Raw genomic sequence first — 22292 nt, 5'->3', positions numbered from 1 at the left:
TAGTGGCAGCAATCCGCAAGCCGAACAACTAGACCTAAGCCCAATTTGCCGCAGCCAAACTATCTTGACGAAAGCTGTCTACGCAACCCGCCATCCGCGCCCGTTCAACCGAACGAGCGCTTATGCCGCATTGCGGCAAGGCATCAGTTCTTGCGCTGGGCGACCATGAACAGGCGACGGAACGGAAACAGGGTCTGCCCCGCCGCATTCTTCGGATAGGCCTTCGCAACCCGCGCGCCATAGGCGGCTTCGAATGCGATCTTCTCCTCGCCTGCGAGCACGTCGAGATAGCGCGTCAGCCAGGTCCCCTTGGTCCATTCCTTGACGGGGTTCTCGCCTTCGAGCACCTGCAAATATTCGGTCTCCCAGATGTCGATGTTATCAGACATCGGCGCAATCAGATCGTGGTAGAAGGCCGGCCCTTCGACCGGGGGCGGCGTGACGAGATGCTCGACCTTGGACCGCCACGGACCATCGAGAGCGGTCTCGCCGATCAGCACATGGGAGGGCGCCAGAAAGTTGCGCGGCATCTGCACCGCAAGCATGCCGCCAGGCCTCACCTTCTCCATGACCGACGGAAACAATGCCGCATGATTGGGCAACCAGTGCAGTGCGGCATTGGAATAGATCAAGTCGTACTGTCTGGCGGGATGCCAATCGCCGAGATCCTCGTGCGACCATTCCACGTCGGGGGCGGCCTTGCGGCCGGCGGCAACCATCTCGGCCGAGCCCTCGACGCCGGTTACGTTTGCCTCCGGCCAGCGTTCCTTGATCAGTTTCGTCACGTTGCCAGCACCGGCGCCGAGGTCGGCAATCTCGCGCGGGCCAAAATCCGGAATCCGCATCAAGAGGTCCACGGCAGGCCGCAACCGGTGGCCGGAGAATTTCAGATATTGCTGCGGATCCCAGACCATCGCTCAACGCCTTTTTCTTTTTCGTGTTTCCTTCAACGCCGCTCTTGGTTACCACTGCTCGTCCCGCTCAGGCAATTCGCAAGGTCCGCGGGACGGGCAGGAAACGAACACGAACAAGCAAGAACCAGACAAGAGAGCGTGTGACCATGGACCTCGGGCTCAAATCGAAAACCGCTGTCGTCACCGGCGCGAGCATCGGCATCGGCCGCGCCATCGCCAAGGGCCTCGCTGCCGAGGGCGTGCGGGTCGTCGGCGTGGCGCGGCGCACCGATCTTCTCGCCGAACTGGTGAAGGAGGTAGGCTCCGGGCTGATCACGCCGTTCGAGCAGGACGTGATGGCCAAGGACGCGGCGGAGAGGATCGCAGCCTTTGCATTGAAGGAGCTCGGCCATGTCGACATCCTCATCAACAATGCCGGCGGCAGCCGCCCGCTGCCGGTCGATGCGCCCGACAGCAAATGGGACGAGGCGATCGCGTTGAACTTCACCAGCTACCGCCGCATCGCGCATGCGCTGCTGCCGCAGATGATCGAGCGCAAATGGGGCCGCATCGTCAACATCACCGGCAAGTCCGAGCCCGAAGGCCTCAACGCAGCCTTCGCCGCGAAAGCAGCGGTCCACGCCTGGGCCAAGGGCCTGTCGCGCGAGATCGGCGAGCACGGCATCACCATCAACTGCATCCCGCCCGGCCGCATCATGAGCGAGCAGATCCGCCGCAACTACGCGCCCGATTATCGCGAGCGCTTTGCGGAAGAGGAAATCCCCGTGGGCTATTGGGGCGAGCCGGAAGATCTGGCGGCACTCGCGGTGTTCCTGGCCTCGCCGGTGGCGCGCTACATCACGGGCACGGTGATCCCGGTGGACGGGGGGCTGAGGCGGTATCAGTTTTAGAGGCAGCCGTCGGATGGGTCGACAGCATCCAGAGAGGTCTCGATGATCGAGAGGTACTCAGACCACGCAGCAAACGAGCGGACTTTTCTCGCCTGGGTCAGGACGGGCATCGCGATCATCGCGTTTGGCTTTGTCGTCGAGAAATTCAACCTCTTCGTCCGAACGATTGCCGAAGCCAGCAGGACGGACACCGGGTCTCGATTGCAACTCGATCGCTTCACGGGCCCGTTCAGTCACTATGACGGCTTGGTGCTGATCCTGATCGGGATCGCCATCATCATGATTTCGCTTATTCGCTTCATCAGGATCGGTCGAATGATCGACGACGCCCAATCTCACTCCGCCGCGGGCATCAAGGCAGAACTGGTGCTTGCCGTCGTGCTGGGCCTGGTCGTGACAGCGATGACGGTCTATTTTGCGCTCTGACTTCGTCGTTGATCACGGGCCCCGTAGGATGGGTAGAGCGCAGCGAACCCCATCGACCGCTTTCAAGATCGAACATGATGGGTTTCCCAGTGCTCTACCGATCTACCCATCCTACAACGCCATGTTCATCAGCCGTTTTCGCCGATCAATCGTGCAACTGTGGCAGTCGCATCACACTATCCGTTCTGAGACCCGTGCCGTTACGCTCGCAGCAAGACTGCCACTCCTGCAAAAAACATGCACTCCAGATCACCGGCGTAGCGGGGCCATGCTGTCGAGACGAAATCGGTCGGCAGGTCGTCGATGCTCAGCCAATGGATCGAGCTATGCCTAGTCGTGGAGCCGTGTTTGCCAGTCTGAAGGCACGGCCCCAGCCGGCCCGGGCACCGGCTGATCCGAAGGATGGGATTGAGGGCCCTGAAGCTTGGGACCGACGAAAGCCTCTCCTGTCCGATAGTCGTAAAACCATCGCTCGCCCGGCTCGAAGCTCGTGATGATCGGGTGACCTGTCGCCGCGTTGTGTTTCGACGCATGCTGGTTGGGCGACGCATCGCAGCAGCCGATGTGGCCGCATTGGGCACATCTGCGGAGATGAAACCACCACCCGCCTGCCGCTGAACAGTCCGCGCAACCCGTTCCGCTCGGCTTGGCTGCGAGGTTGATGCCATCGCTCTCAGACATCATGGGTCAATCCACTGGACGTGCCGGCGGTCACCGCAGATGCATTCACGCCGCGATCTCCGCCATGATCGTATTTTGCCAGTGTTTTGCCCGACGGGTCAACGGCACGGTCGCCCGGAGCCCAGTCCCGGCACCGCGCTAAAATCACCTGATCGATCAAAGGACGTTCTACTTTGCATGGGGTTGTTTTCGAGATTTCGGTACGAACCCTTCACTCCGCCTGCAGGATCTCCGCAATCGCGGCGTACGCCGCGATGATGCCGAGCTCGCCGCCGACATCAGTTTTGAGCCTCGCAAGCGTTGGCGAAGCCGCCAGTGAAAGTGCTTCAAAAATAACCATCAGGAACCCGGCTTGGCGCCGCTCCTTGGCGCTTAGTCTTTGAGCGTGTCCAAAAACAATTCGCAATAACCTATCCAAATGGATAGCATCACTCCAATTGCCTTGTGCCACTTTGTCTTTTTTCATTGGTTGATTGGGGATAGGTCGTCCGTGAATGGGAATGACGCTGACGAGCGCTTCCTGGATATTCTTTTTCGTGGCGTTACGAACGCGGAAGAGTTCGGAAACGCCGTCCGCCTGATCCAGGAAAGTTTTGCGTGCCGCGCTGCCACATTGGTCACCGTGGATGCGCAGGATCCAACCGCCAGTTTCGTGTGGACCTCCGGCATTTTGGAGCAGCACATCGAGCGGTATCAGAGGGACTATGCGCAGATCGATCCGGCTCCGGCGCTCTACCTCCGCCAGCCGGTCGGAAAAGCTCTCAGCACTGACCGCATGTTCACGCGCGAGGAGCGCGACAGGGACCGCTTCTACAACGAGTATTTTCTGCCGCTCGGCCTGATCGAGACGCTCGGCGGCCCGCTCTACGTCGAGCAGGGTTCGTTCGGGATGATCGCGCTGATCCGCGGCGAAGATCGGCCGCCATTCGATGACGACGATGCCGCACGGCTCGAACGCTTGATGCCGCACATCGCGCGCGCCTTGCTGCTGCGCCGATCGTTCTTCCGGATCGACGCCCGCAGTCTCGGGCTGCAGGCATCGCTCGACCGCATGCAGGCCGGCTTCATTCTGCTCGACAATGAAGGTGTGACGCTGTTCGCCAATACCGCAATGCGCACCATCGCGCAGCGCGGCGACGGATTCGCGCTTGATCGCAATGGGCGTCCTCTGCCCGTCAAAATCGAGGCGCGCCAGCGCTTCGATGCGTTGGTGGACGACGTCGCGAAAGGCGGCGTCGGCGGAATTCTCACGGTGCCACGCAGCAGCGGGCGAGACTACGTCGTTCTGGTCGCGCCGGCGCCGCAGCCGTCCACCCAATCGCATTGGGAGAAACGCGGCACGATCGGTGCGACCGTGGTCGTGCACGATCCCGAGTTCGAATCGGCGAACACGGCGGACATCCTGTCCAAAGGACTGGGATTGCCGAATGGCGCAGCACGCCTGGTCGCATCACTTGCCGCCGACGACGACTTGAAGAGCTTTGCCAAGGCCGAAGGCGTCACCATCCACACCGCGCGGTTTCACTTGCGAACCGCGCTGGCGCGAACCGGCGCCAAGACCCAGGCCGAACTGGTGCGGCTGGCAGTGCGTCTGCTTCGTGATTTTGCGCTCGCAGATTCCCCGGTCCGGTCCGGACGGCAGGACGCTATCGCTGGGCAGGCCCAGCTGCAGACCAAGCCGAAGCGCCCCGGCGCCGCATCAACGGGGAAGGCATCTCCCCAGACGCGGTGACGCCAAACGCTCCGCGGCTGCGCTCAGGACAGGCGCAGCTCCGGCCAACGCCGCCCGCCCCACCCCATCACGAGCCTTCAGTACTTCGCAACCACCGCGCCGGGCGCGAAGCGGTAGTTGAGACCGATCTTGGCCTGGCTCGTGGTCGGGTGATCCGAGATCACCGTGCCGTCGCTCGCCACGTTGGTCTTGCGGCCGAAGTCGATGTAATCGTACTCGGCGCGGGCCGACCAGTTCTTGCCGAGATCGAACTCGGCGCCGTAACCGATGGTCCAGCCCGTCCGGCTCGACGAGGCGCCGAAGCTGTTGACCGCAACGCCCGCGACATTGTTGCAGGGCGGGTTGGCGCCGGGCGCGTTGGTGATGCAGCCCGCGTTGAGCCGCGACTCGGTGAAAGCCGCGCCGGCCTTCACGTAGTAGAGCGTCCGCTCATAGGCGTAGCCAAGCCGCGCCGTCGCCGTGGCGACCCAGTCGCTCCTGGTCGAGCAGGTGAACGAAGCAGGGCTGAACGCGCCGGGGATCAGGAGATGCGTGACGGGATCGATGCCGGTGCCGGCACCGCAGGTTCGCGCACCCTTGATGGCGGCCGCGCCGATCTCGCCCTCGACGCCGAACACCCATTGATTGACCTGATAATTGTAGCCCGCCTGCCCGCCGCCGATCGGCCCGAACGCCCAGACCTTGGCGCCGTCGTTGGCCGCACCGGGGAAGCGGACATCGGTGGTGCCGTAGTCGGCCCCGAAGAAACCGCCAATATAAAACCCGGTCCAACTCACCGGGCCCAGCACCGCGCCCCGCGCCTTGACCGGCGCCTTCACCGGCAGCACGGCCGCAATCGCCTCGGGCGTGAACTGGTAGCGAATACCGGCATTGCCGGTCCAGCCGTCGATGTTGCTGCCGTTACGATAATCGACCCGGGCAAAACCCAGCCAGCCGGTATTGGCAACCTGGCCGGCGATGCCGAGCGAGTACTGGCCATAGGTACCAACCCGCGATGTGGAGGTTGTCTGCACATAGGTCGCCGGATTGAAAGGTGGTCCACCGCCGAGCGGCGTCTGCACCGCGTTGTACGATACATAGCGTGACGTCACGGGATCGGCGAACTCATGGAACACGCTGACGGAAGCAAACGGCTGCCAGATCATGTTGCCGGAATTGATCGTGGTGCCGCCACGCAGGCTCAGCCGGCCCATCGTGCTGGTGATGTCATCGACGGAGTTAATGCCGGCGATCCCGGGGTTGATCGTTCCGCCCGACGTGAAATTGTCGACCCGGGTCTTCGACCAGATCAACCCGCCCGACGGTTCGATGAACCAGTTGTTGGCCAGTGCGAAATTGTAGCCGGCAGACGCTGCCACGGATATGCCCCGCGCGCTCGTCGGCTGATTGAAGAAGCCGAGCGCCGGATCATTCAATCGCATGTTGTAGAATTCCTGCCGCACCATGACGTCCGCGAAAAAACGGTCGCGGGTTGCGACGACGTAGCCGCCCACGAACGGCACCTCGATACGGGTGCCGAAGCCGGAAAGATTGTCCTTGGAATCGGAGGATACGTAGCCGCCCGTCGCGCCCACATGCACGTTCCATCCATTCCAGTTCAGCCGCGCGAGGTCCTGGCCGACCTGGACTCCATAGAAATTGTTGGTCTGGTTGTTGTTGCAATTCGTCGTGGCTGTGGTGTTTGCCGGCGCGTTGGCAGGAACTGTGAACGTTCCGTTGGATGACGAGGTGCTCTTCAGATTGGCCTCGCCGCCGACGGCGCGCGCCCAGGCGCCTCCGCCGGGCTGATTGGGAGCCGCATTGGATGGTGCCGAGACGAATGCGCTGCCCTGCTGCGTTAGGAAGATGGTGTTGATGTTGCCGATCGCGCCAGCCAGCGAGCTTGCGACCGCGCTCGACGGAGCAGCCAGAGTATTCAGGTTGAGGACGGGCCCAACGGTGTTCGACGTACAGTTCGGCGTCGTGGGAGCCGGGGGAGGCAATACCTGAGCGGTCGCTTCGCCGGACGCGAACGCCAGCACCAAGGCTGCGGTAGCGGTTAAGACGGCGCGGGACAGCAGGCTCGATTTCATAGCGACGGCAATTGTCATCCGTTTCCCCAACCGACTGAACCGACAAAGCAACGACTTGAATGGCTACGGGAGTCGAATTTCCCCCACACTACCCATTTGGATAGGACCGCCAGTAAGAAATGCGTTGTGACTTGCGCGCCACATGCGACACTCCTGCGGCCGACTGTTACCTGCATCACACTGCGATATCTGTCGCGTCATCTTCGACGCTTAATGTAATTGATCAAGAAACGCCGCGGCGATATTGCTCGGAACAAACTGGCGAGGCTCGAGCCGGCTCGTCCACAATGAGTGGCGCTCGAAACTTTGGTGCGCGGGCCGTCGAACCGCGCCGGGAACAGCGATGATCAAACGCGTGATGCACATGGTCGCTGCGATCGGGGGAGCCGCCATCATGATGGTGCTCGCCTGCAACGCAGCGCGCGCGGAACGGCGCGTTGCTCTGGTCGTCGGCAATGGCAGCTATCAGAGCGTGCCGAAGCTTTCCAATCCGGCGCGCGATGCCGCCTCCGTCGCGAAAATGTTTCACGATGCCGGCTTCGAAACGGTCGAAGTGCAGGTCAACGTCGGCAACCTCGAATTCAAGCGTGCCATTCGGAAGTTCGAAACCGTAGCCGACCAGTCCGACATCGCGATCGTCTACTATGCCGGTCACGGGCTCGAGATCGGCGGCGTGAACTACCTCATCCCGGTTGACGCACGGCTCGCCTCCGATCGCGACGCAGAGGACGAGGCGATTCCGCTGGAGCGTCTGGTGTCGTCGGCCGACGGTGCGCGGCGGCTGCGCCTGATCATCCTGGATGCGTGCCGCGACAATCCTTTCGTGACGACCATGCGGCGCGAGCGCAAAGCTGCCAGCCGCGGCGTCAACGCCGGCCTCGGCCGGGTCGAGCCGACCGCGACCGACACCTTGATCGCCTACGCCGCAAAGGCCGGTTCGACCGCCGACGATGGCGACGGCGAGCACAGTCCGTTCACGACGGCGGTGCTGAAGAACCTCACAATACCGGGCCTTGATGTCCGGCTGGCGTTCGGTCGCGTCAGGGACGAGGTGCTGAAGATCACTGGCCACCGGCAGGAGCCGTTCGTCTATGGCTCGCTAGGCGGCGGCAGCATCTCGTTGGTGCCGGCGCCCGTTACGCCGCAGGACACGCCTGTCAACGAAGTGAAGGCCGATTTCGAACTGGTGCAGAAGATCGGCACAAAGCGGGCTTGGGAGGTGTTTCTCGCCAGTCATCCTACCGGCTTTCATGCCGATCTTGCGCGCGGAGAGATCGAGAGGCTTAATCATCCGGTACCGGCAGCGCCTCCCGGTATGGTGCTGACGGCGTTACCACAACCGCCCTCCCCCGGCCGCGAGACGCCGACCAGGGAGGCGCTCGAATGGGACAAGTTGAAGGACTCTACGGACATTGGAGCGCTTGGGCGCTTCGTCAAACGTTTCCCCGACTCGCCCTTGGCCGTCACCGCGCAGCAACGCATTGACGTTCTTCAGAAGGCGGAACGCGAACGTGCGGAGCAGGCTCGCGCCGTTCAGGAAGCCGCTCGCAAGGCGGCCGAAGAGGCACTACGCCAAGCCGAACAGCGCAAGGCAGAGGCCCTCGCCGTCCGGAAGCGTGAAGAAGAGGAACGACGCGCACGAGAGGCCGAGGCCGCGGCGAAAGCGAGGGCAGCCGCAGCCGAAGCGGAGGCCTCTCGCAAGCGGGCCGAGGACGAACGGCGCGTCAAGGCCCTCGATGAGCAGCAGAAGGCCAAGACGGCGGAAGCCGAACGCAAGGAGGCGGCGGCCAGGCTGAAGGCCGAGCAGGCTGAGCGCGACAAAGCCGTAGCCGATGCAGCCGCGGCGCGCGCCATCGCAGAGAAGCAAGCCAGACAAGCAGATGAAGCGCGCAAGGCGGCTGAAGAGGCCGCAACTCGCGAAGCGACCTGCAAGACCGAGCAGGCAAAGCTCGACGACATCACCTCCCGGGGCAGTGAAGGAACGGGTCTCGACCAGTTGACGGTGTTCAGCCGGGCCCTGACTTGCGAACGTCTTTCCGGTCTGGTTGCCACGACGCTGGACAAGTTCAAGGCGGAGGCCACCAGGCGTGCCGCAAGCGCGCCGAACTCGCCGGAACTGGTCAGAGCCGCGCAGGCCGAATTGTTACGTCTCGGATGCCTCTCAACCAAGATCGACGGGGTCCTCACTCCCGCAACCGGCGACGCGATCCGGCGTTATCTGACGATCCAAGGTCAACCCTCGGAGACCATCAGTGTGACCGGCGAATTTGTCGGCGAACTCGCCAAGCGAGCGACGCGGGTTTGTCCGCTTCAGTGCAAAAGCGGAGAGGCGCTGGAGAATGATGTCTGCGTCGCCGCCGACAAGGTGAAGCCAGCCGAGGAGGCCAATACAGGCGCCCGCACGAGGCCAAACAAGCGTCAGGCCGATCGCGAGGATCGCCGGGCCAAACCCGCGGCCACGGCTACACCGCGTGCGCGACAGCAGGCGACGGCACGCCCAAGCATCGTCAGCGGAGGGGGCGGAAGCCATGCCATCATTGGCGTCGGATTCTAGGTCGCGATTTGCGACATGTCATATCCACTTTTGTGCGGCAGATATGCGTCCTCGCGAGGTTCCTTAGGAAATGGATCAGAAATCCAGCGCACGACTTGGTTCCGCGCTGACGCGCTGTTTGATGCCGGAACGGTCAACCGGCCACTGCGTTGTCTCCTATATATAAGGAGAAGATCATGAGCGTTGAAGGCAAGATCAAGGAAAGCGCCGGTTACGTCAAGGAAGAGATGAACGAGCACGGCAAGGATCCCGAGAGCCAGCGCAAGGCTCAAGAGGGACGCGATCTTCGCAATGAGGGTCGCATGGAAGACGGCAAGGCCCCGAAGACCACGAAGCCGGGCACCGGCCACTAATCCGATCTGATTCAAACCGCCTCCGGCTGTGTCGGAGGCGGTTTTATTTTGGAAGCAAAGAGCGCACCGAACGCGGGCCGCCCCTGACCGAGGAAAGTTCATGTCCAAGAAGCCGCTGGCCGAGATCGCAAAGGACATGGCTGGCATCGACATCGCCATTCTTTCGACCCACACCGAGAACGGCGAGATCGCCAATCGTCCGATGAGCAACAACGGCGATGTCGCCTATGATGGCACGTCGTATTACTTTGCCTATGAACAGACCCGTACCGTATCGGACATCCAGCGAAATCCGAAAGTCGCGCTCGGATTTTCGTCGGAAGCGGGTCTCTTCTCGAAAGGGATCTACGTAGCCGTGGAGGGCACCGCCGAGCTAATCCGGGACAAGGCCGTCCTTCGACAGCATTGGACCAGCGACCTCGACAAGTGGTTCGACGACGGCATCGACACGCCGGGCATCGTCCTGATCAAGGTGAAAGCCAACCGGGTCACGTATTGGAAGGGCCGTGAAGAGGGCGAGGTTGCGCTCTGATCGGCACGGTCGATCGTGCGGCGATTCTTTCAGTGGTTCTTCCGGAATCGCGAAACCGGTGTCATCATCATCGCGCAGTGGCCGAATCTGATCCTTTGGATCGTGATCGTCGCGGCCGCTCTGCTCTGGCTATTTCCGTTCGCAGGTCAAACCAACTTCGCCTTGAAGATCGTCATGAGAGGCGGTCTGATCATCTGGGGCTTCGACGAAATACTCCGCGGTGTCAACCCTTGGCGGCGCTGTCTCGGCGCCGCCGTCGTCGTGTATCAGATCATGGTCCTTCAGCCTTGACGGGCTTAGCCGCTGCCGGTGTTTTGCCCGACGAGTCAAATTGATCGCAGCGGCAAATGCCATCGTCTCTCGGCCCGAAATTGCCTTATCGATCAATGGCCTTCTACTGTGCATGGGGTTGTTTTTCGAAATTTTGCATTGGGCCTCGAGAAAAAATGTTCCGGCACCGCTCACCCCGCCTGCAGGATCTCGGCAATCGCCGCGCCGGCTGCGATGGTACCGAGCTTGCCGCCGACATCGCGCGTCGCCCTGCCCTCGCCAAGCGCCTTCGCCACCGCCGCCTCGATCGCGCGCGCGGCCTCCTCATAGCGGACGGCGCCGCTCCTCTCGCCGTGCCAGGCGAGCAGCAGGGCCGTCGACAGGATCAGCGAGACCGGATTGGCCACGTCCCGGCCGGCGATGTCGGGCGCCGAGCCGTGCGCGGCCTGCGCCATGGCGTAGCAGTCACCGACATTGAGCGAACCGCCGAGGCCGAGGCTGCCGGACAGCTCCGCCGTGAGATCGGACAGGATGTCGCCGAACATGTTGGTGGAGACGATGACGTCGAAGCGATTCGGGTTGCGGACCACATGCGCCATCATGGCATCGATCAGGATGTCGTCGACGCCAAGGCCCGGATAGGCCTTCGCGGCCTCGCGGCAGATGTCGAGGAACATGCCGTCCCCGATCTTGAGCACATTGGCCTTGTGCACGATGGTGAGACGCTTGCGCCGCTTCATCGCCAGACGGCAGGCAGCATGCGCGATGCGTTCGCAGCAGAGGCGCGTGATCCTTCGCAGCGAGATCACGACGTCTGGCGTGACCAGCATCTCGCCGTTGCCCTGCTCCATGTTGCGGTCGGCATAGAAGCCTTCGGTGTTCTCGCGGACCACGACGAGGTCGAAATCACCGATGCGACCCGGCCTGCCCGGATAGGTGCGCGCGGGCCTGACATTGGCGTAGAGGTCGAGGTTCTTGCGGAAGTGCCGGGACGGGTTGATCTCGCCATGCGCCTCGTCCTTGAAGTCGAAGGTCGCGGTCGGGCCCAGGATCAGGCCGTCGGCGGCGCGGACGATGTCGAGCAGTTCGGGGCGCACGGTCGTGCCTGACAGCTTCAGGCTCGCGTGCCCGACCGCGTGCTCCTCCAGGCGCAAATTGAGCTGGAAGCGCTCGGACGCCGCGCGCAGCACACCCGATGTCGCAGTCGTGATCTCGGGCCCGATGCCGTCACCGGGCAGAACGACGATTTGCATGGCGATCCCCTGACATTTGCAGCAGCGGCGCGATCATACGCCAGCGTGAGCCGGCATCGCCTCAGCTTCGCGCATACACCGCATGCAGGCATATGCCTGTGGAAGCGAAGCCAGCCGTAGTACATGCCAAATTCCGCTATCGCCACGCCGCCAGGGCAACGCGCGAACGCAATGACACCAAGGCAATGACAATCACGTTACCTGCCGCCGCGCGCGAGCCCGACCACACCACCTCTGACGGCCTCCCGGCCGAGCAGCGGCGCTGGGCGATCGCCGCGATCTTCACCGCGCTGGCGATGGCCTCGCTCGACACCGCGATCGCCAACATCGCCCTGCCCGCCATTGCCGCCGATCTGCATGTCTCGCCGGAGCAGTCGGTCTGGGTGGTCAACGTCTACCAGATCGCGCTGGTGGCGACGCTGCTGCCGCTGGGCGCGCTCGGCGAGATCGTCGGGCACCAGCGCATCTATCTCGGCGGCCTGATCCTGTTCACCGTCGCCTCGCTGCTCTGCGCGGTGGCCTGGTCGCTCGACAGCCTGCTGGTCGCGCGCACGCTGCAGGGGCTGGGGGCCAGCGGCATCATGAGCGTCAACACGGCGCTGGTGCGCTTCGTCTATCCCGGACGGATGCAGGGCCGCGGCTTCGGCCACAACGCGCTCGTGGTCGCAACGGCCTTCACCGTCGGACCGTCGGTCGCCTCCGCCATCCTGGCGGTCGGCCCGTGGCCGTGGCTGTTCGCCGTCAACATCCCGTTCGGCCTCGTCGCGATCGGCATCGGCTTTGCAATGCTGCCGAAGACGCCACGCGCCGATCACGGGTTCGACTTTCTCGGCGCGATGCTTGCGTCGGCCTGCCTCGGCCTGTTCATCACCGGCATCGGCAGCGCCGCGCATAATCTGTCGCCGGTGGTCGTGGGCATCGAGTTGGTCACGGCCCTCGTGCTCGGCTTCATCTTGACGCGCCGGCACGCCGCTCACCCGGCGCCGATGCTGCCGATTGACCTGTTCAGCCGGCCGATGTTCGCGTTGTCGGCAGCGACCGCGGTGTGCTCCTTCGCCGTGCAGGGCCTCGCCTTCGTCTCGCTGCCGTTCTATTTCGAGGACGTGCTCGGCCGCTCGCAGGTCGAGACCGGCTTCTTCATGACGCCGTGGCCGTTGGTGGTCGGCATCATGGCGCCGATCGCGGGGCGCCTGTCCGACCGCTACGCGGTCGGCGTGCTCGGCGGCATCGGCCTGGTGCTGCTCGGCATCGGCATGGCGCTGCTCGCGACGCTTCCGGCCAACCCCGCCATCGCCGACATCATCTGGCGGATGGTGATCTGCGGCATGGGTTTCGGCTTCTTCCAGGCGCCGAACATGAAGGCGGTGATGTCGAGCGCGCCGCCGCATCGCAGCGGCAGCGCGTCGGGAATCGTCGCCACCGCGCGCCTGATCGGGCAGACCACCGGCGCGGCGCTCGCCGCGGCCTGTTTCACGCTCGCCGGCCACGACGGCGCAACCGTCGCGCTGGCGCTCGGCGCGGGCTTTGCCGCGCTTGGCAGCGTGATGAGCTTTTTGCGGTTGGCGGTGAAGTAGGCCCATCGGCGCGCTTCAGCGCGAGTCGACCTTTACGGCGCCGTCTGCGCGATGGGACGGCTCACCACTGCCGCGGCGTCGAGCGGCTCACATGTGATGGTCCGTTGAAACCTTGGCGGTCCCTTCCAGCCCGCGGTCTCGCTCACGGGCACAAACGTGCTCCCTTGCGGTGCCAGGATGATCGGCTCCGATTTCAGGCAGAGATCGGGAAATGCAATGCCGTGACCCGCCCCTTGGGTGAACCGCCCGACCAGCATTTGGGAGGCCCGCATCCTCGTCGCCGGCGAGGCCCGCATCGTGCGGTCGGGGTCGAACACGCGGTAGCATGGCCAATCGGTGCGGCCCGCTTCGAACTCGTAAACGATGCGGCACGCCCCTCCCGCCGATTTAACGAACGGCGTATTCGAAGGCGCCGCAGCATCGCGTTCGAAAACCAGGGTCTCCAGCTTCAACGCTTCCGTGGTCGCTGTGGGCTTGCCCGGTTCGATCGCGATTTCCCCACGCGAGAACACCAGCTTGGTCCTGGGTCGTGCGTCCCTGGTCTCCAGCACCAGCATGGGCCTCTCCGCCCACGAGCGGTCCAGCTCCACGTCACCGTTGCCCATCGTCAGCCGCACATTGCCGACGGAGGGGTTGTCCCTGGCAAAATCGATCGTGCGAAGGTGCACGCTCGACTTCGACGCCTCGAGGCTCAGGAATCGCAAATCGTCCACCTTGCGCGTGATCGGCATCATCGGATCGAAGCGATCGTCGATGTTGAACCGGACGATCTTCTTCAGCTTGGCCGAGAGAGGGCCTTTGGCGGCGAGCGGCGGTGCAACGTCGATCACAAGCAGGGCCCCTTCCGGCGAGAAGGTGTTGCCGAAGGCGCGCTGCCAGATGGCGGTCAGCGGCGAATCCGTGCGCTGTGCGATGTCTCGCGCGAAATAGATCTGCTGTCCGGGGCGAACAAACGGAAAGCTCTGAAAGGCACCGAGCCCGGAGCCGTCACGGACCTCAGTTTCGGGGAAGGTGACGCATTTGGACCGGTCGTCATCGGTCCCCTCGACCTTCCTGGACGCGGAGCGCGAACAGAAGCTCAGATGGTGCTCCTTCGTCTTCTGCGGGCTGATCGAAGTCGCATAGATGATGTCGGGACTTCCGGGGACTTCCATCGGAAGCGGAGAGCTCGCGAACATGTCGATCTCCACGCGGGTGAGCGACGGGCCGGCGTCGATCGAGCACAGATCCCGGGTCGGCAAGGTGTTGGTGAGGAGACGCGCAGCATCGGCGCCGACGATGCAGGATACGCTGTTCTCCGGGTTGTTCCGGCTCATCCAGATCAGATGATCCCTGCCCGCTCCATCGACCAGGAGATGCGGTGCCGCATGCCGCCGGCGCGGCGGCAACCAGACCGGCATGGTTTCGGTCAGCATGGGTACGCGCCTGAGCAGCACATCCGGCAACCGCATCACCCCGACTGAGCTCAGTTCGGCGCTGACCGCATTCGGATCGGTGGTCCATTCGAGGACGGGAACATTCGCGCAGGTGATGCAGGTCACGGCGAGATTGGAGCGAAGGTTCTCGAACATGAGAATGACCTGATCAGGATCATTGGCGTATTTGGCAGGCAGAATCGACTTGAATGGATGACTGACCACACGGCTGACCAGAAATCCGTTCGACCGCGACGGGTCGGAATCGAATTCGAAATAGGTCGATCGGTCCCAGCCGCGAAAGGCGTCGTATCCTCCGAGGCTCACGCCGGCCAGAACCATCTTGGAGTCGGTCTGACAGCGCGCCGCGCTGCTCTCCTGGCTGCCGTTTCGTATGTAGAGACAGAGTCGAAAAGCCGCGTTCTGCAGAATGCGATCGCAATCGTTCTGGTTATAGCCATAGGTCGCAAGGCCATGGCGATAGCACAGGTCGTGAAAGACGCAGGCCTGCCTGAATCGCTGCAGGACGAGATGGCGCTTCTGGTCGGAATCCCGGCCGCCGTCGAAGAATATGTTGGCCCAGGGCGGCAGGCTGCAGTTCAGGCCCTCGCCACTGCCACCGATGGTGCTGACGACGTCCGGCCCGGATTGAAAGGCCGTGATGGTGGCGGGCATCTCACCGTCAGTGATGTCGTCGACGTTTCGGTAGATGGAATCGGCGATGAAGGAGGGCAGATATGCGAAGACCAGCACCGCCACGACGATCAGCGCAACCGACCAGAGGATCACTTTCCTGAACATGGCTTACCCCCGCTAAAGCTTTTCCGGCAATGACGTCGGTCGCAATGGCAGACGAGCACCGAGCCTCGCGGACCATTCAAAAGCCCGCGCGGAACGTTCAGACGCCGAAAATCGCAGCAGTGTCGTCCTGATGACGATCAGCTTGAGGTTGTCCTGCTGTCAAGCCGGGATCTCACACATGACAGCCGATTTGATACCCGGACGGCCCGCCGGGCAGCGCATCAAAGCGTCGTGGGCGGGTCCATCGCGTTACGGATGTCAGGCCAGATGTCGAGCCTCGGTCGCGCCCGCTGCCACGGCTGGACTCGGCATTTGCTCGTCCAGCGCCGCCAGGCGCTCATCGATGGCGGCGATGACCTTGCGGGAGAACGGTCCGAGATGGGCATAGGCGGCGATCATCTGGACCGCAATGCGCGCCGATGACGTGTCGCGCTTGGCGCAGTTCATGAACGTCTGCCACAGCGGCCCGCGCGCTTCGGGAAGCGCGGAGACGACACGATGCACGGTCTCCATCGCACCGAGCTTGGCGCGGATATCCCCTTCCGCGAGTTCGTGGCGCTGCCGCGAACGGTCGAGCAGCGTCATCAAGCGGTCGACGCGTCCTGCATAGGCGGCCGGGCTGTAGACATGCTCCAGCACGCGCTTGTAGTCCGTCAGGATGTCGCGCAGCGGGCGCACCGGATCGAAATTGATCCCGGCCGTGCACTGATCGGCGCCGATGGTCGGCGCCACATCGTGGCCGACGTGGAGTCGGCCTTCGCGCTCCAGGCGGCGCGTCAGTTGTGTGTTCGGCAAGGCATAGAGCAATCCGACCATGCTGACGGGAATCGCCGCCTCCTCGATGAAATCGATCATGGCGTCCGCCATGGAGACCTTCTCGTTGTCGAAGCCGACGATGAAGCCCGCGGTGACGAGCATGCCCGCGGCGTAGATCTTGTGGATGCTCTCGGCGATGTTGCGCCGCGTGTTCTGCTTCTTCCGCATCGCGACCAGCGTCGCCGGATCCGGACTTTCGATGCCGACGAAGACGGCGAAGAAATTGGCTGCGCCCATCAGGTCCAGCAGCTCGGGATCGTCTGCCAGATTGACCGAGGCTTCGGTCGACAATTCGAAGGGATAGCCGTGCGCGCGCTGCCACTCGGCGAGTTGAGGCAGGAACAGCCTGAGCGACTTCTTGTTGCCGATGAAATTGTCGTCGACGAAATCGAGATGGCCGCGGTAGCCCATGGTGTAGAGTCGGTCGAGTTCCGACAGCATCTGCGCGTTGGTCTTGGTCCTCGGGACGCGGCCATAGAGCTCGATGATGTCGCAGAACTCGCAGGTGAACGGACATCCGCGGGAATACTGCACGCCGAGATACATATAGTCCTCGAACTTGAGCAGATCGAAGCGCGGGACCGGCGTCTTGGTCACGTCCGCCTGGAATTTCGGTGCGGTAAAGGTTCCGGACCGCGCGCCGCCTTCCCAGGCCGCGACGAAATCGTCGATGACGCTCTCGGCTTCGCCGAGCACCCTGAAGTCGGCCCGTTCATAGATGTGCGGGCTCGAGGTCGGATCCGGTCCCCCCACGACCACCGGCTTGCCTGCGGCACGGCAAATCTCGATCAGGCGCAGCGTGTCGGCCTGCTGCGGCATCATCCCGCCGGTGAAGACGACGTCGGCCCAGGCCAGATCCTCGTCGCTGAAGGGCGCCGTGTTGCAATCGATCAGCCGGACCGTCCAGCTTTCGGGCAGCATCGCGGCAACGGTGATCAGGCCCAAGGGAGCGGCCGGGCGCTTTACGCCCAACACCTTGCAGGATTCGCCAAAGGTCCAGAAGGATTCCGCCGAGAACAGCGGATACAGCATCAGCACGTTGGGACTTGGCAATTCATGGAACTCCTTCTGGCGTCGGCGCAGTGTACCAGACCGCGAACGTCTTGCATCCCGGCAAAAGGGACAAACTGTCACCGTGGCCAGACCGGACCTGGAACCCGCGTTCACAGCTGCGTGTCGCCCCAGACCTGTGGATTGGCGCCCGCGGAAGGTCGATCGGATCGACCATTGGAGGGCGTGAGACAAAACACCGCCCTCCTCATAATCTTCCCCCGCAGCGCAATTCCTCGCGATTCACCCCTCGCACTATTGATTTGAACAGTTCCAATTTGCCGGACACATTGCGCCTCTGAGTTCAATCGGCGGATTGGGCCAATCAGGGGACCGCGATGGCAAACCTAACAATCAACGGAAAAACCTTCACCCTCGACGTCGAGCCGGATACGCCGCTGCTCTGGGCGATCCGCGAGAATGCCGGCCTGACCGGCACCAAATACGGTTGCGGCATTGCACAATGCGGCGCCTGCACGGTGCACATGGAAGGCGTTGCGATCCGCTCCTGCGGCGTCTCGGTCAGCGAAGCAGAGGGCAAGAAGATTACGACCATCGAGGGACTCGGCTCACGCGATGCCTTGCACAAGGTGCAGGAGGCCTGGATCGCCCAGGACGTGCCGCAATGCGGCTATTGCCAGAGCGGCATGATCATGGCGGTGGCGGCGCTGCTGAACGAGAAGCCGAAGCCGACCGACGCCGATATTGACGAGGCCATCACCAATATCTGCCGCTGCGGCACCTTCCAGCAGGTGCGCGAGGCGATCCACACGATCGCAAGCGCATAAGGAGCCGCCCATGAACAAGCATGTTTCTCCCAGGATGAATCGCCGTGCCTTCGTCATCGGCAGCGCCACGCTCGGCGCCGGCCTCGCGATCGGCCTCGATATCCCCTTCGGCGGGCCCGCCGTGGTCCGCGCTGCTGACGGCTCGCCGGAGATCGGCGCCTGGGTCGTGGTCAGGCCCGACGACACCGTCGTGATTCGCATCGCCCGCTCCGAGATGGGCCAGGGTTCGCTCACAGGTCTCGCCCAGCTCGTCGCCGAGGAACTCGAATGCGACTGGACCAAGGTCACGACCGAATATCCGACGCCGGGCCAGAGCGTCGCCCGCAAGCGCGTCTGGGGCGATTTCTCGACCGGCGGCAGCCGCGGCATCCGATCCTCACAGGACTATGTCCGCAAGGGCGGCGCCACCGCGCGCGTGATGCTGATCCAGGCCGCGGCCGAGGCATGGAAGGTGCCGGTCTCCGAATGCACGGCAGCGAACAGCGTCATCACCCATACGCCGTCGGGCCGGACCACGACCTACGGCAAGGTCGCCGAGGCCGCCGCGAAGCTGACGCCACCGGCCGACGTCAAGCTGAAGGATCCGAAGGACTGGAAACTGATCGGCAAGGGCGTGAAGCGGCTCGACACCGTCGACAAGACCAACGGCGCCATGATCTACGGCGTCGACGTCAAGCTGCCGGGCATGCTGAATGCCGCGATCAAGGACTGCCCGGTGTTCGGCGGCAAGCTGAAAAGCTTTGACGAAGCCAAGATCGCCGGCATGAAAGGCGTCAAGAAGGTCGTCAAGGTCGGCGATACCGCGGTCGCGGTCGTTGCCGACACCTGGTGGCACGCCAAGACCGCGCTGGATGCGCTGCCGGTCGTCTGGGACGAGGGCGACAACGCAAAGGTCTCCAGCGAGTCGATTGCGAAGTGGCTGGCGGAAGGTCTCAACAACGACCAGCCGGCCTATGTCGGCAACAAGAACGGCGACGCCAAGGCAGCGATTGCGAGTGCGGCCAAGAAGGTCGAGGCCGTCTACTCCTATCCCTACCAGAACCATGCCACGATGGAGCCCATGAACGCCACCGCGCTCTACACCGCGGACAAATGCGAGGTTTGGTGCGGCACGCAGAATGGCGAGGCGGCGTTCGCAGCGGTGCTGGAGGCCTCCGGCCTGCCGGCCGACAAATGCGACGTGCACAAGGTGATGCCGGGCGGCGGTTTCGGCCGGCGCGGCCAGACCGACTATGTCCGCCAGGCCGTGATCATCGCCAAAGAGATGCCTGGCACACCGGTCAAGCTGCTGTGGTCGCGCGAAGAGGACATGGCGCACGGCCGATATCACCCGATCACCCAGTGCAAGATGACCGGCGCGTTCGATGCCGACAACAATCTCGTCGCGCTCCACTACCGCCTGTCCGGGCAGTCGATCCTGTTCTCGCTGCGCCCCGAGGCGCTGCAGAACGGCATGGACCCCGCGGCGTTCCAGGGCGTCGCCCAATCCGGCGAAGCTGCGTTCGGCTATTCGGTGCCGAACCTGCTGGTCGAGCACGCGATGCGCAACCCGCACGTCCCGCCCGGCTTCTGGCGCGGCGTCAACGTCAATCACAACGCGATCTACATGGAGTGCTTCATGGACGAGCTGGCCCAGGCCGCAGGCCAGGACCCGCTCGAATTCCGCCGCAAGCTGATGGGCAGTCACCCCAAGCACCTCGCTGTGCTCAATGCGGTCGCCGAGAAGATCGGCTGGAGCACGCCGGCGCCGCAGGGCGTCTATCGCGGCATCGCCCAGGTGATGGGCTATAGCAGCTATGTCGCCGGCGCCGCTGAGATCTCGGTGACCGACGGCAACAAGATCAAGGTGCTTCGCATCGTCGCCTCCACCGATCCCGGCTACGTCGTCAATCCGGCCCAGGTGGAGCGTCAGATCGCGGGCTCCTTCGTCTACGGCCTCTCGGCGCTGTTCTATGGCGGCTGCACCGTCAAGGACGGCAAGATCGAGCAAACCAACTTCGACACCTACAATTCGATGCGCATCAACGAGATGCCGAAGGTGGAATCGGTGATGGTGCCGAGCGGCGGGTTCTGGGGCGGCGTCGGCGAGCCGACCATCGGCGTCGCAGCGCCAGCGGTGCTCAACGCCTACTTCGCCGCGACCGGCAAGCGCATCCGTTCTGTGCCGCTGCGCGACCAGAACATCACCTTCGCCTGACAGACGCCGCGGCGGCCACGACAGGCCGCCGCGGCGTCTTTGCCTGGAATGATCCCGATGACGAGGCGCCCGATGACACGGCGAAACGCCGTGCTCGGCATCACCGCGGCAGCCGCAACGCTGGCGCGACCGTCGATCCTGCGCGCGCAGTCCGCAGGACGCGTCGTCGTGGTCGGCGGCGGATTCGGCGGCGCGGCTTGCGCGCGGGCGCTGAAGGCCGCGCAGAAAAATATGCAAGTGATCCTGATCGAGCCCAACGCGGTCTTCACGTCCTGTCCTTTCAGCAACGCAGTGATTGCGGGCCTTCGCGACATCGAGGCGCAGCAGTTCGACTACGACAAGATTGCCGCCGATGGCGTCACGGTGATCGGTCAGGCCGTGACCACGATCGACCCGGAGCGACGCAGCGTCGTGACGAATGATGGCGTCGCGCTGCCCTATGACCGTCTCGTGCTCTCGCCCGGCATCGACTTCCATGTCGAAGCCCTGCCCGGCTATGACGATGCCGCGTCGGAGAAGATGCCGCACGCCTGGAAGGCCGGCGCGCAAACGCTGTTGCTGCGCAGGCAGTTGGAGGCAATGGCTGACGGCGGCACAGTCGCGATCGCCATTCCGGCCAATCCCTCGCGCTGCCCGCCGGCGCCGTACGAGCGCGCCAGCCTGATCGCGCATTATCTGAAAGCCAACAAGCCACGATCAAAGGTTCTGGTGCTCGACGCCAAGGACAATTTCTCCCAGCAGCGGCTGTTCGAGAAGGCGTGGAAGGAGCTCTACGGCGACATGATCGAGCGGATTGGCCTGTCGCAGGGCGGCCGCGTCACCTCGGTCGATCCTTCGACCAGAACCATCGTCACCGAGTTCGGCAACTACACACCCGATGTCGCCAACGTGATTCCGCCGCAACGCGCGGGACGCATCGCCGGGATCGCGGGCGCTGTGGATGCGACCGGCTGGTGTCCGATCTATCCTGTTACGTTCGAATCGAAACTCGTCAAGAACATCCATGTCGTCGGCGACGCCTGCCTTGGCGGCGGCATCCCCAAATCGGCATCAGCCGCAAGCGCGCAAGGCAAGGCCTGCGCTGCCGCGATCGTCGCTTTGCTCGCCGGCCGCACGCCGGAGCCGCCGCGGCTGACAGGCGTCTGCTACAACACCGTCGCCCCCGGCTACGGCTTCTCGCTCGCGGGAAATTACCAGCCCAAGGGCGACATCTTCGCCGAGGTCGAGGGCGGCGCGACGAGCCCGGTCGATGCGCCGCGCGAACTGCGGGCGCGCGAGGCGGCGGAGGCGGAGCGCTGGTTTCAAACCATCACCGCGGATACTTTTGGCTAGGACATGATGAGCCCAAGCTGCCGCCACGAACGTGATGCGCTCCCTCCCCCGCCTGCGGGGGAGGGCTGGGGAGAGGGTGCCTCCACTCGCGAGGACCCCCAAGAGGAAAGAGCCCTCACCCGGCGCTACGCGCCGACCTCTCCCGCAAGCGGGCGAGGTAAATGGAGTTCGCGGCAACGTCATGCGTCCCATCAAAGATCTGCGATTGCAGCATTCATCGTAGCGAGCCTCGCCTTCGCCTCGCCCATCAAGGCGGACGAACTCGCCGCCTACAAGATCACCGGCGACGGCATCGCAGAACCGCTCACCGGCTCGCCCGGCGATGCCGTGCGCGGCCGCGCGCTGGTGCTGGCGCGCACCACGACCTGCATCCTCTGCCATTCCGGCCCCTTCCTCGAAACGCGATTCCAGGGCGATCTCGCGCCCGACCTCGCCGGCGCCGGGAACCGATGGACGGCGAGCCAGTTGCGGCTTCGACTGGTCGATGCGTCGCGCTTCAACGCAGAGACCATCATGCCGTCCTATTATCGCAACGCCGACCTCGTGCGGGTGGGGCGCAATTTTGCCGGCAAGCCGATCTTGTCGGCCGCGGAGATCGAGGACATCGTGGCTTTTCTTGCAACGCTTCGCGACTAGGACTGT

The 22292-nt window shown here is 63.7% G+C and carries 19 protein-coding genes; 12 read left to right on the top strand and 7 right to left on the bottom strand.

Annotation, left to right across the window (positions count from 1 at the left end; translation table 11 throughout):
* Positions 1-143: 143 nt before the first annotated feature.
* On the bottom strand, positions 144-914 hold the full coding sequence (locus CIT39_RS10365; RefSeq protein WP_094975444.1) for a methyltransferase domain-containing protein: 771 nt from the start codon (positions 912-914) through the stop codon (positions 144-146).
* 146 nt (positions 915-1060) lie between these two features.
* Here CIT39_RS10365 and CIT39_RS10360 point away from each other — a divergent pair, with 146 nt between their 5' ends.
* Both CIT39_RS10360 and CIT39_RS10355 read left to right on the top strand, forming a co-directional pair.
* Positions 1061-1804 carry an SDR family NAD(P)-dependent oxidoreductase gene (locus CIT39_RS10360; protein WP_094975445.1) on the top strand — a complete coding sequence of 248 codons (744 nt, stop codon included), beginning with the start codon at positions 1061-1063 and terminating at the stop codon, positions 1802-1804.
* Between the two features lie 42 nt (positions 1805-1846).
* A complete protein-coding gene (locus CIT39_RS10355) occupies positions 1847-2230 on the top strand; it encodes a YidH family protein (RefSeq protein WP_094975446.1) in 384 nt (127 codons plus the stop codon).
* 330 nt (positions 2231-2560) lie between these two features.
* On the opposite strand, the gene CIT39_RS10350 is transcribed toward CIT39_RS10355, so the two are convergent.
* A complete protein-coding gene (locus tag CIT39_RS10350; RefSeq protein WP_094975841.1) occupies positions 2561-2911 on the bottom strand; it encodes a UBP-type zinc finger domain-containing protein in 351 nt (116 codons plus the stop codon).
* A gap of 211 nt (positions 2912-3122) precedes the next feature.
* Complete coding sequence (locus CIT39_RS10345) at positions 3123-3317, bottom strand: hypothetical protein (RefSeq protein WP_148667309.1); 195 nt, start codon at positions 3315-3317, stop codon at positions 3123-3125.
* A gap of 12 nt (positions 3318-3329) precedes the next feature.
* Here CIT39_RS10345 and CIT39_RS10340 point away from each other — a divergent pair, with 12 nt between their 5' ends.
* Positions 3330-4643 carry a GAF domain-containing protein gene (locus tag CIT39_RS10340; protein ID WP_181955147.1) on the top strand — a complete coding sequence of 438 codons (1314 nt, stop codon included), beginning with the start codon at positions 3330-3332 and terminating at the stop codon, positions 4641-4643.
* 77 nt (positions 4644-4720) lie between these two features.
* Here CIT39_RS10340 and CIT39_RS10335 read toward each other — a convergent pair whose 3' ends face one another.
* Positions 4721-6733, bottom strand: a complete 2013-nt coding sequence (locus CIT39_RS10335) for an autotransporter domain-containing protein (protein WP_094975448.1) — start codon at positions 6731-6733, stop codon at positions 4721-4723.
* A gap of 325 nt (positions 6734-7058) precedes the next feature.
* Between CIT39_RS10335 and CIT39_RS10330 the strand changes: the two genes are divergently transcribed.
* The 4 genes from CIT39_RS10330 (at position 7059) to CIT39_RS10315 (ending at position 10445) form a co-directional block, all read left to right on the top strand.
* Positions 7059-9269: a caspase family protein gene (locus CIT39_RS10330; RefSeq protein ID WP_094975449.1), complete on the top strand. Its 2211-nt coding sequence runs from the start codon at positions 7059-7061 to the stop codon at positions 9267-9269.
* A gap of 176 nt (positions 9270-9445) precedes the next feature.
* Positions 9446-9622: a hypothetical protein gene (locus CIT39_RS10325; RefSeq protein WP_162848632.1), complete on the top strand. Its 177-nt coding sequence runs from the start codon at positions 9446-9448 to the stop codon at positions 9620-9622.
* Positions 9623-9722: 100 nt separating this feature from the next.
* Positions 9723-10154, top strand: coding sequence for a pyridoxamine 5'-phosphate oxidase family protein (locus CIT39_RS10320; protein WP_094975450.1), 432 nt, complete (start codon positions 9723-9725; stop codon positions 10152-10154).
* Positions 10155-10169: 15 nt separating this feature from the next.
* On the top strand, positions 10170-10445 hold the full coding sequence (locus CIT39_RS10315) for a hypothetical protein (RefSeq protein ID WP_094975451.1): 276 nt from the start codon (positions 10170-10172) through the stop codon (positions 10443-10445).
* Between the two features lie 170 nt (positions 10446-10615).
* Here CIT39_RS10315 and CIT39_RS10310 read toward each other — a convergent pair whose 3' ends face one another.
* Positions 10616-11677 carry an isocitrate/isopropylmalate dehydrogenase family protein gene (locus CIT39_RS10310; RefSeq protein WP_094975452.1) on the bottom strand — a complete coding sequence of 354 codons (1062 nt, stop codon included), beginning with the start codon at positions 11675-11677 and terminating at the stop codon, positions 10616-10618.
* A 185-nt stretch (positions 11678-11862) separates the two neighbouring features.
* Here CIT39_RS10310 and CIT39_RS10305 point away from each other — a divergent pair, with 185 nt between their 5' ends.
* On the top strand, positions 11863-13251 hold the full coding sequence (locus tag CIT39_RS10305) for an MFS transporter (protein WP_094975842.1): 1389 nt from the start codon (positions 11863-11865) through the stop codon (positions 13249-13251).
* Between the two features lie 32 nt (positions 13252-13283).
* Here the strand turns inward: CIT39_RS10305 and CIT39_RS10300 are convergent, their stop codons facing one another.
* Both CIT39_RS10300 and CIT39_RS10295 read right to left on the bottom strand, forming a co-directional pair.
* Positions 13284-15467: a hypothetical protein gene (locus tag CIT39_RS10300; protein WP_094975453.1), complete on the bottom strand. Its 2184-nt coding sequence runs from the start codon at positions 15465-15467 to the stop codon at positions 13284-13286.
* Between the two features lie 258 nt (positions 15468-15725).
* Positions 15726-17315, bottom strand: a complete 1590-nt coding sequence (locus CIT39_RS10295) for a B12-binding domain-containing radical SAM protein (RefSeq protein ID WP_094975454.1) — start codon at positions 17313-17315, stop codon at positions 15726-15728.
* Positions 17316-17671: 356 nt separating this feature from the next.
* Here CIT39_RS10295 and CIT39_RS10290 point away from each other — a divergent pair, with 356 nt between their 5' ends.
* The 4 genes from CIT39_RS10290 to soxX all read left to right on the top strand — a co-directional run bounded on the left by CIT39_RS10290 (position 17672) and on the right by soxX (position 22286).
* Positions 17672-18121: a (2Fe-2S)-binding protein gene (locus CIT39_RS10290; RefSeq protein ID WP_094975455.1), complete on the top strand. Its 450-nt coding sequence runs from the start codon at positions 17672-17674 to the stop codon at positions 18119-18121.
* Positions 18122-18131: 10 nt separating this feature from the next.
* Positions 18132-20318: a xanthine dehydrogenase family protein molybdopterin-binding subunit gene (locus tag CIT39_RS10285; RefSeq protein ID WP_094975456.1), complete on the top strand. Its 2187-nt coding sequence runs from the start codon at positions 18132-18134 to the stop codon at positions 20316-20318.
* Between the two features lie 48 nt (positions 20319-20366).
* Entirely contained in the window at positions 20367-21650 is a 1284-nt protein-coding gene (locus CIT39_RS10280; RefSeq protein WP_181955146.1) for an FCSD flavin-binding domain-containing protein, read from the top strand.
* Between the two features lie 204 nt (positions 21651-21854).
* On the top strand, positions 21855-22286 hold the full coding sequence (gene soxX / locus CIT39_RS10275; protein ID WP_094975844.1) for a sulfur oxidation c-type cytochrome SoxX: 432 nt from the start codon (positions 21855-21857) through the stop codon (positions 22284-22286).
* The last annotated feature ends 6 nt before the right edge of the window (positions 22287-22292 follow it).

This window comes from Bradyrhizobium symbiodeficiens (assembly GCF_002266465.3).
Taxonomy (GTDB): Bacteria; Pseudomonadota; Alphaproteobacteria; order Rhizobiales; family Xanthobacteraceae; genus Bradyrhizobium; species Bradyrhizobium symbiodeficiens.
This window is presented reverse-complemented; position numbering and strand designations above follow the sequence as displayed.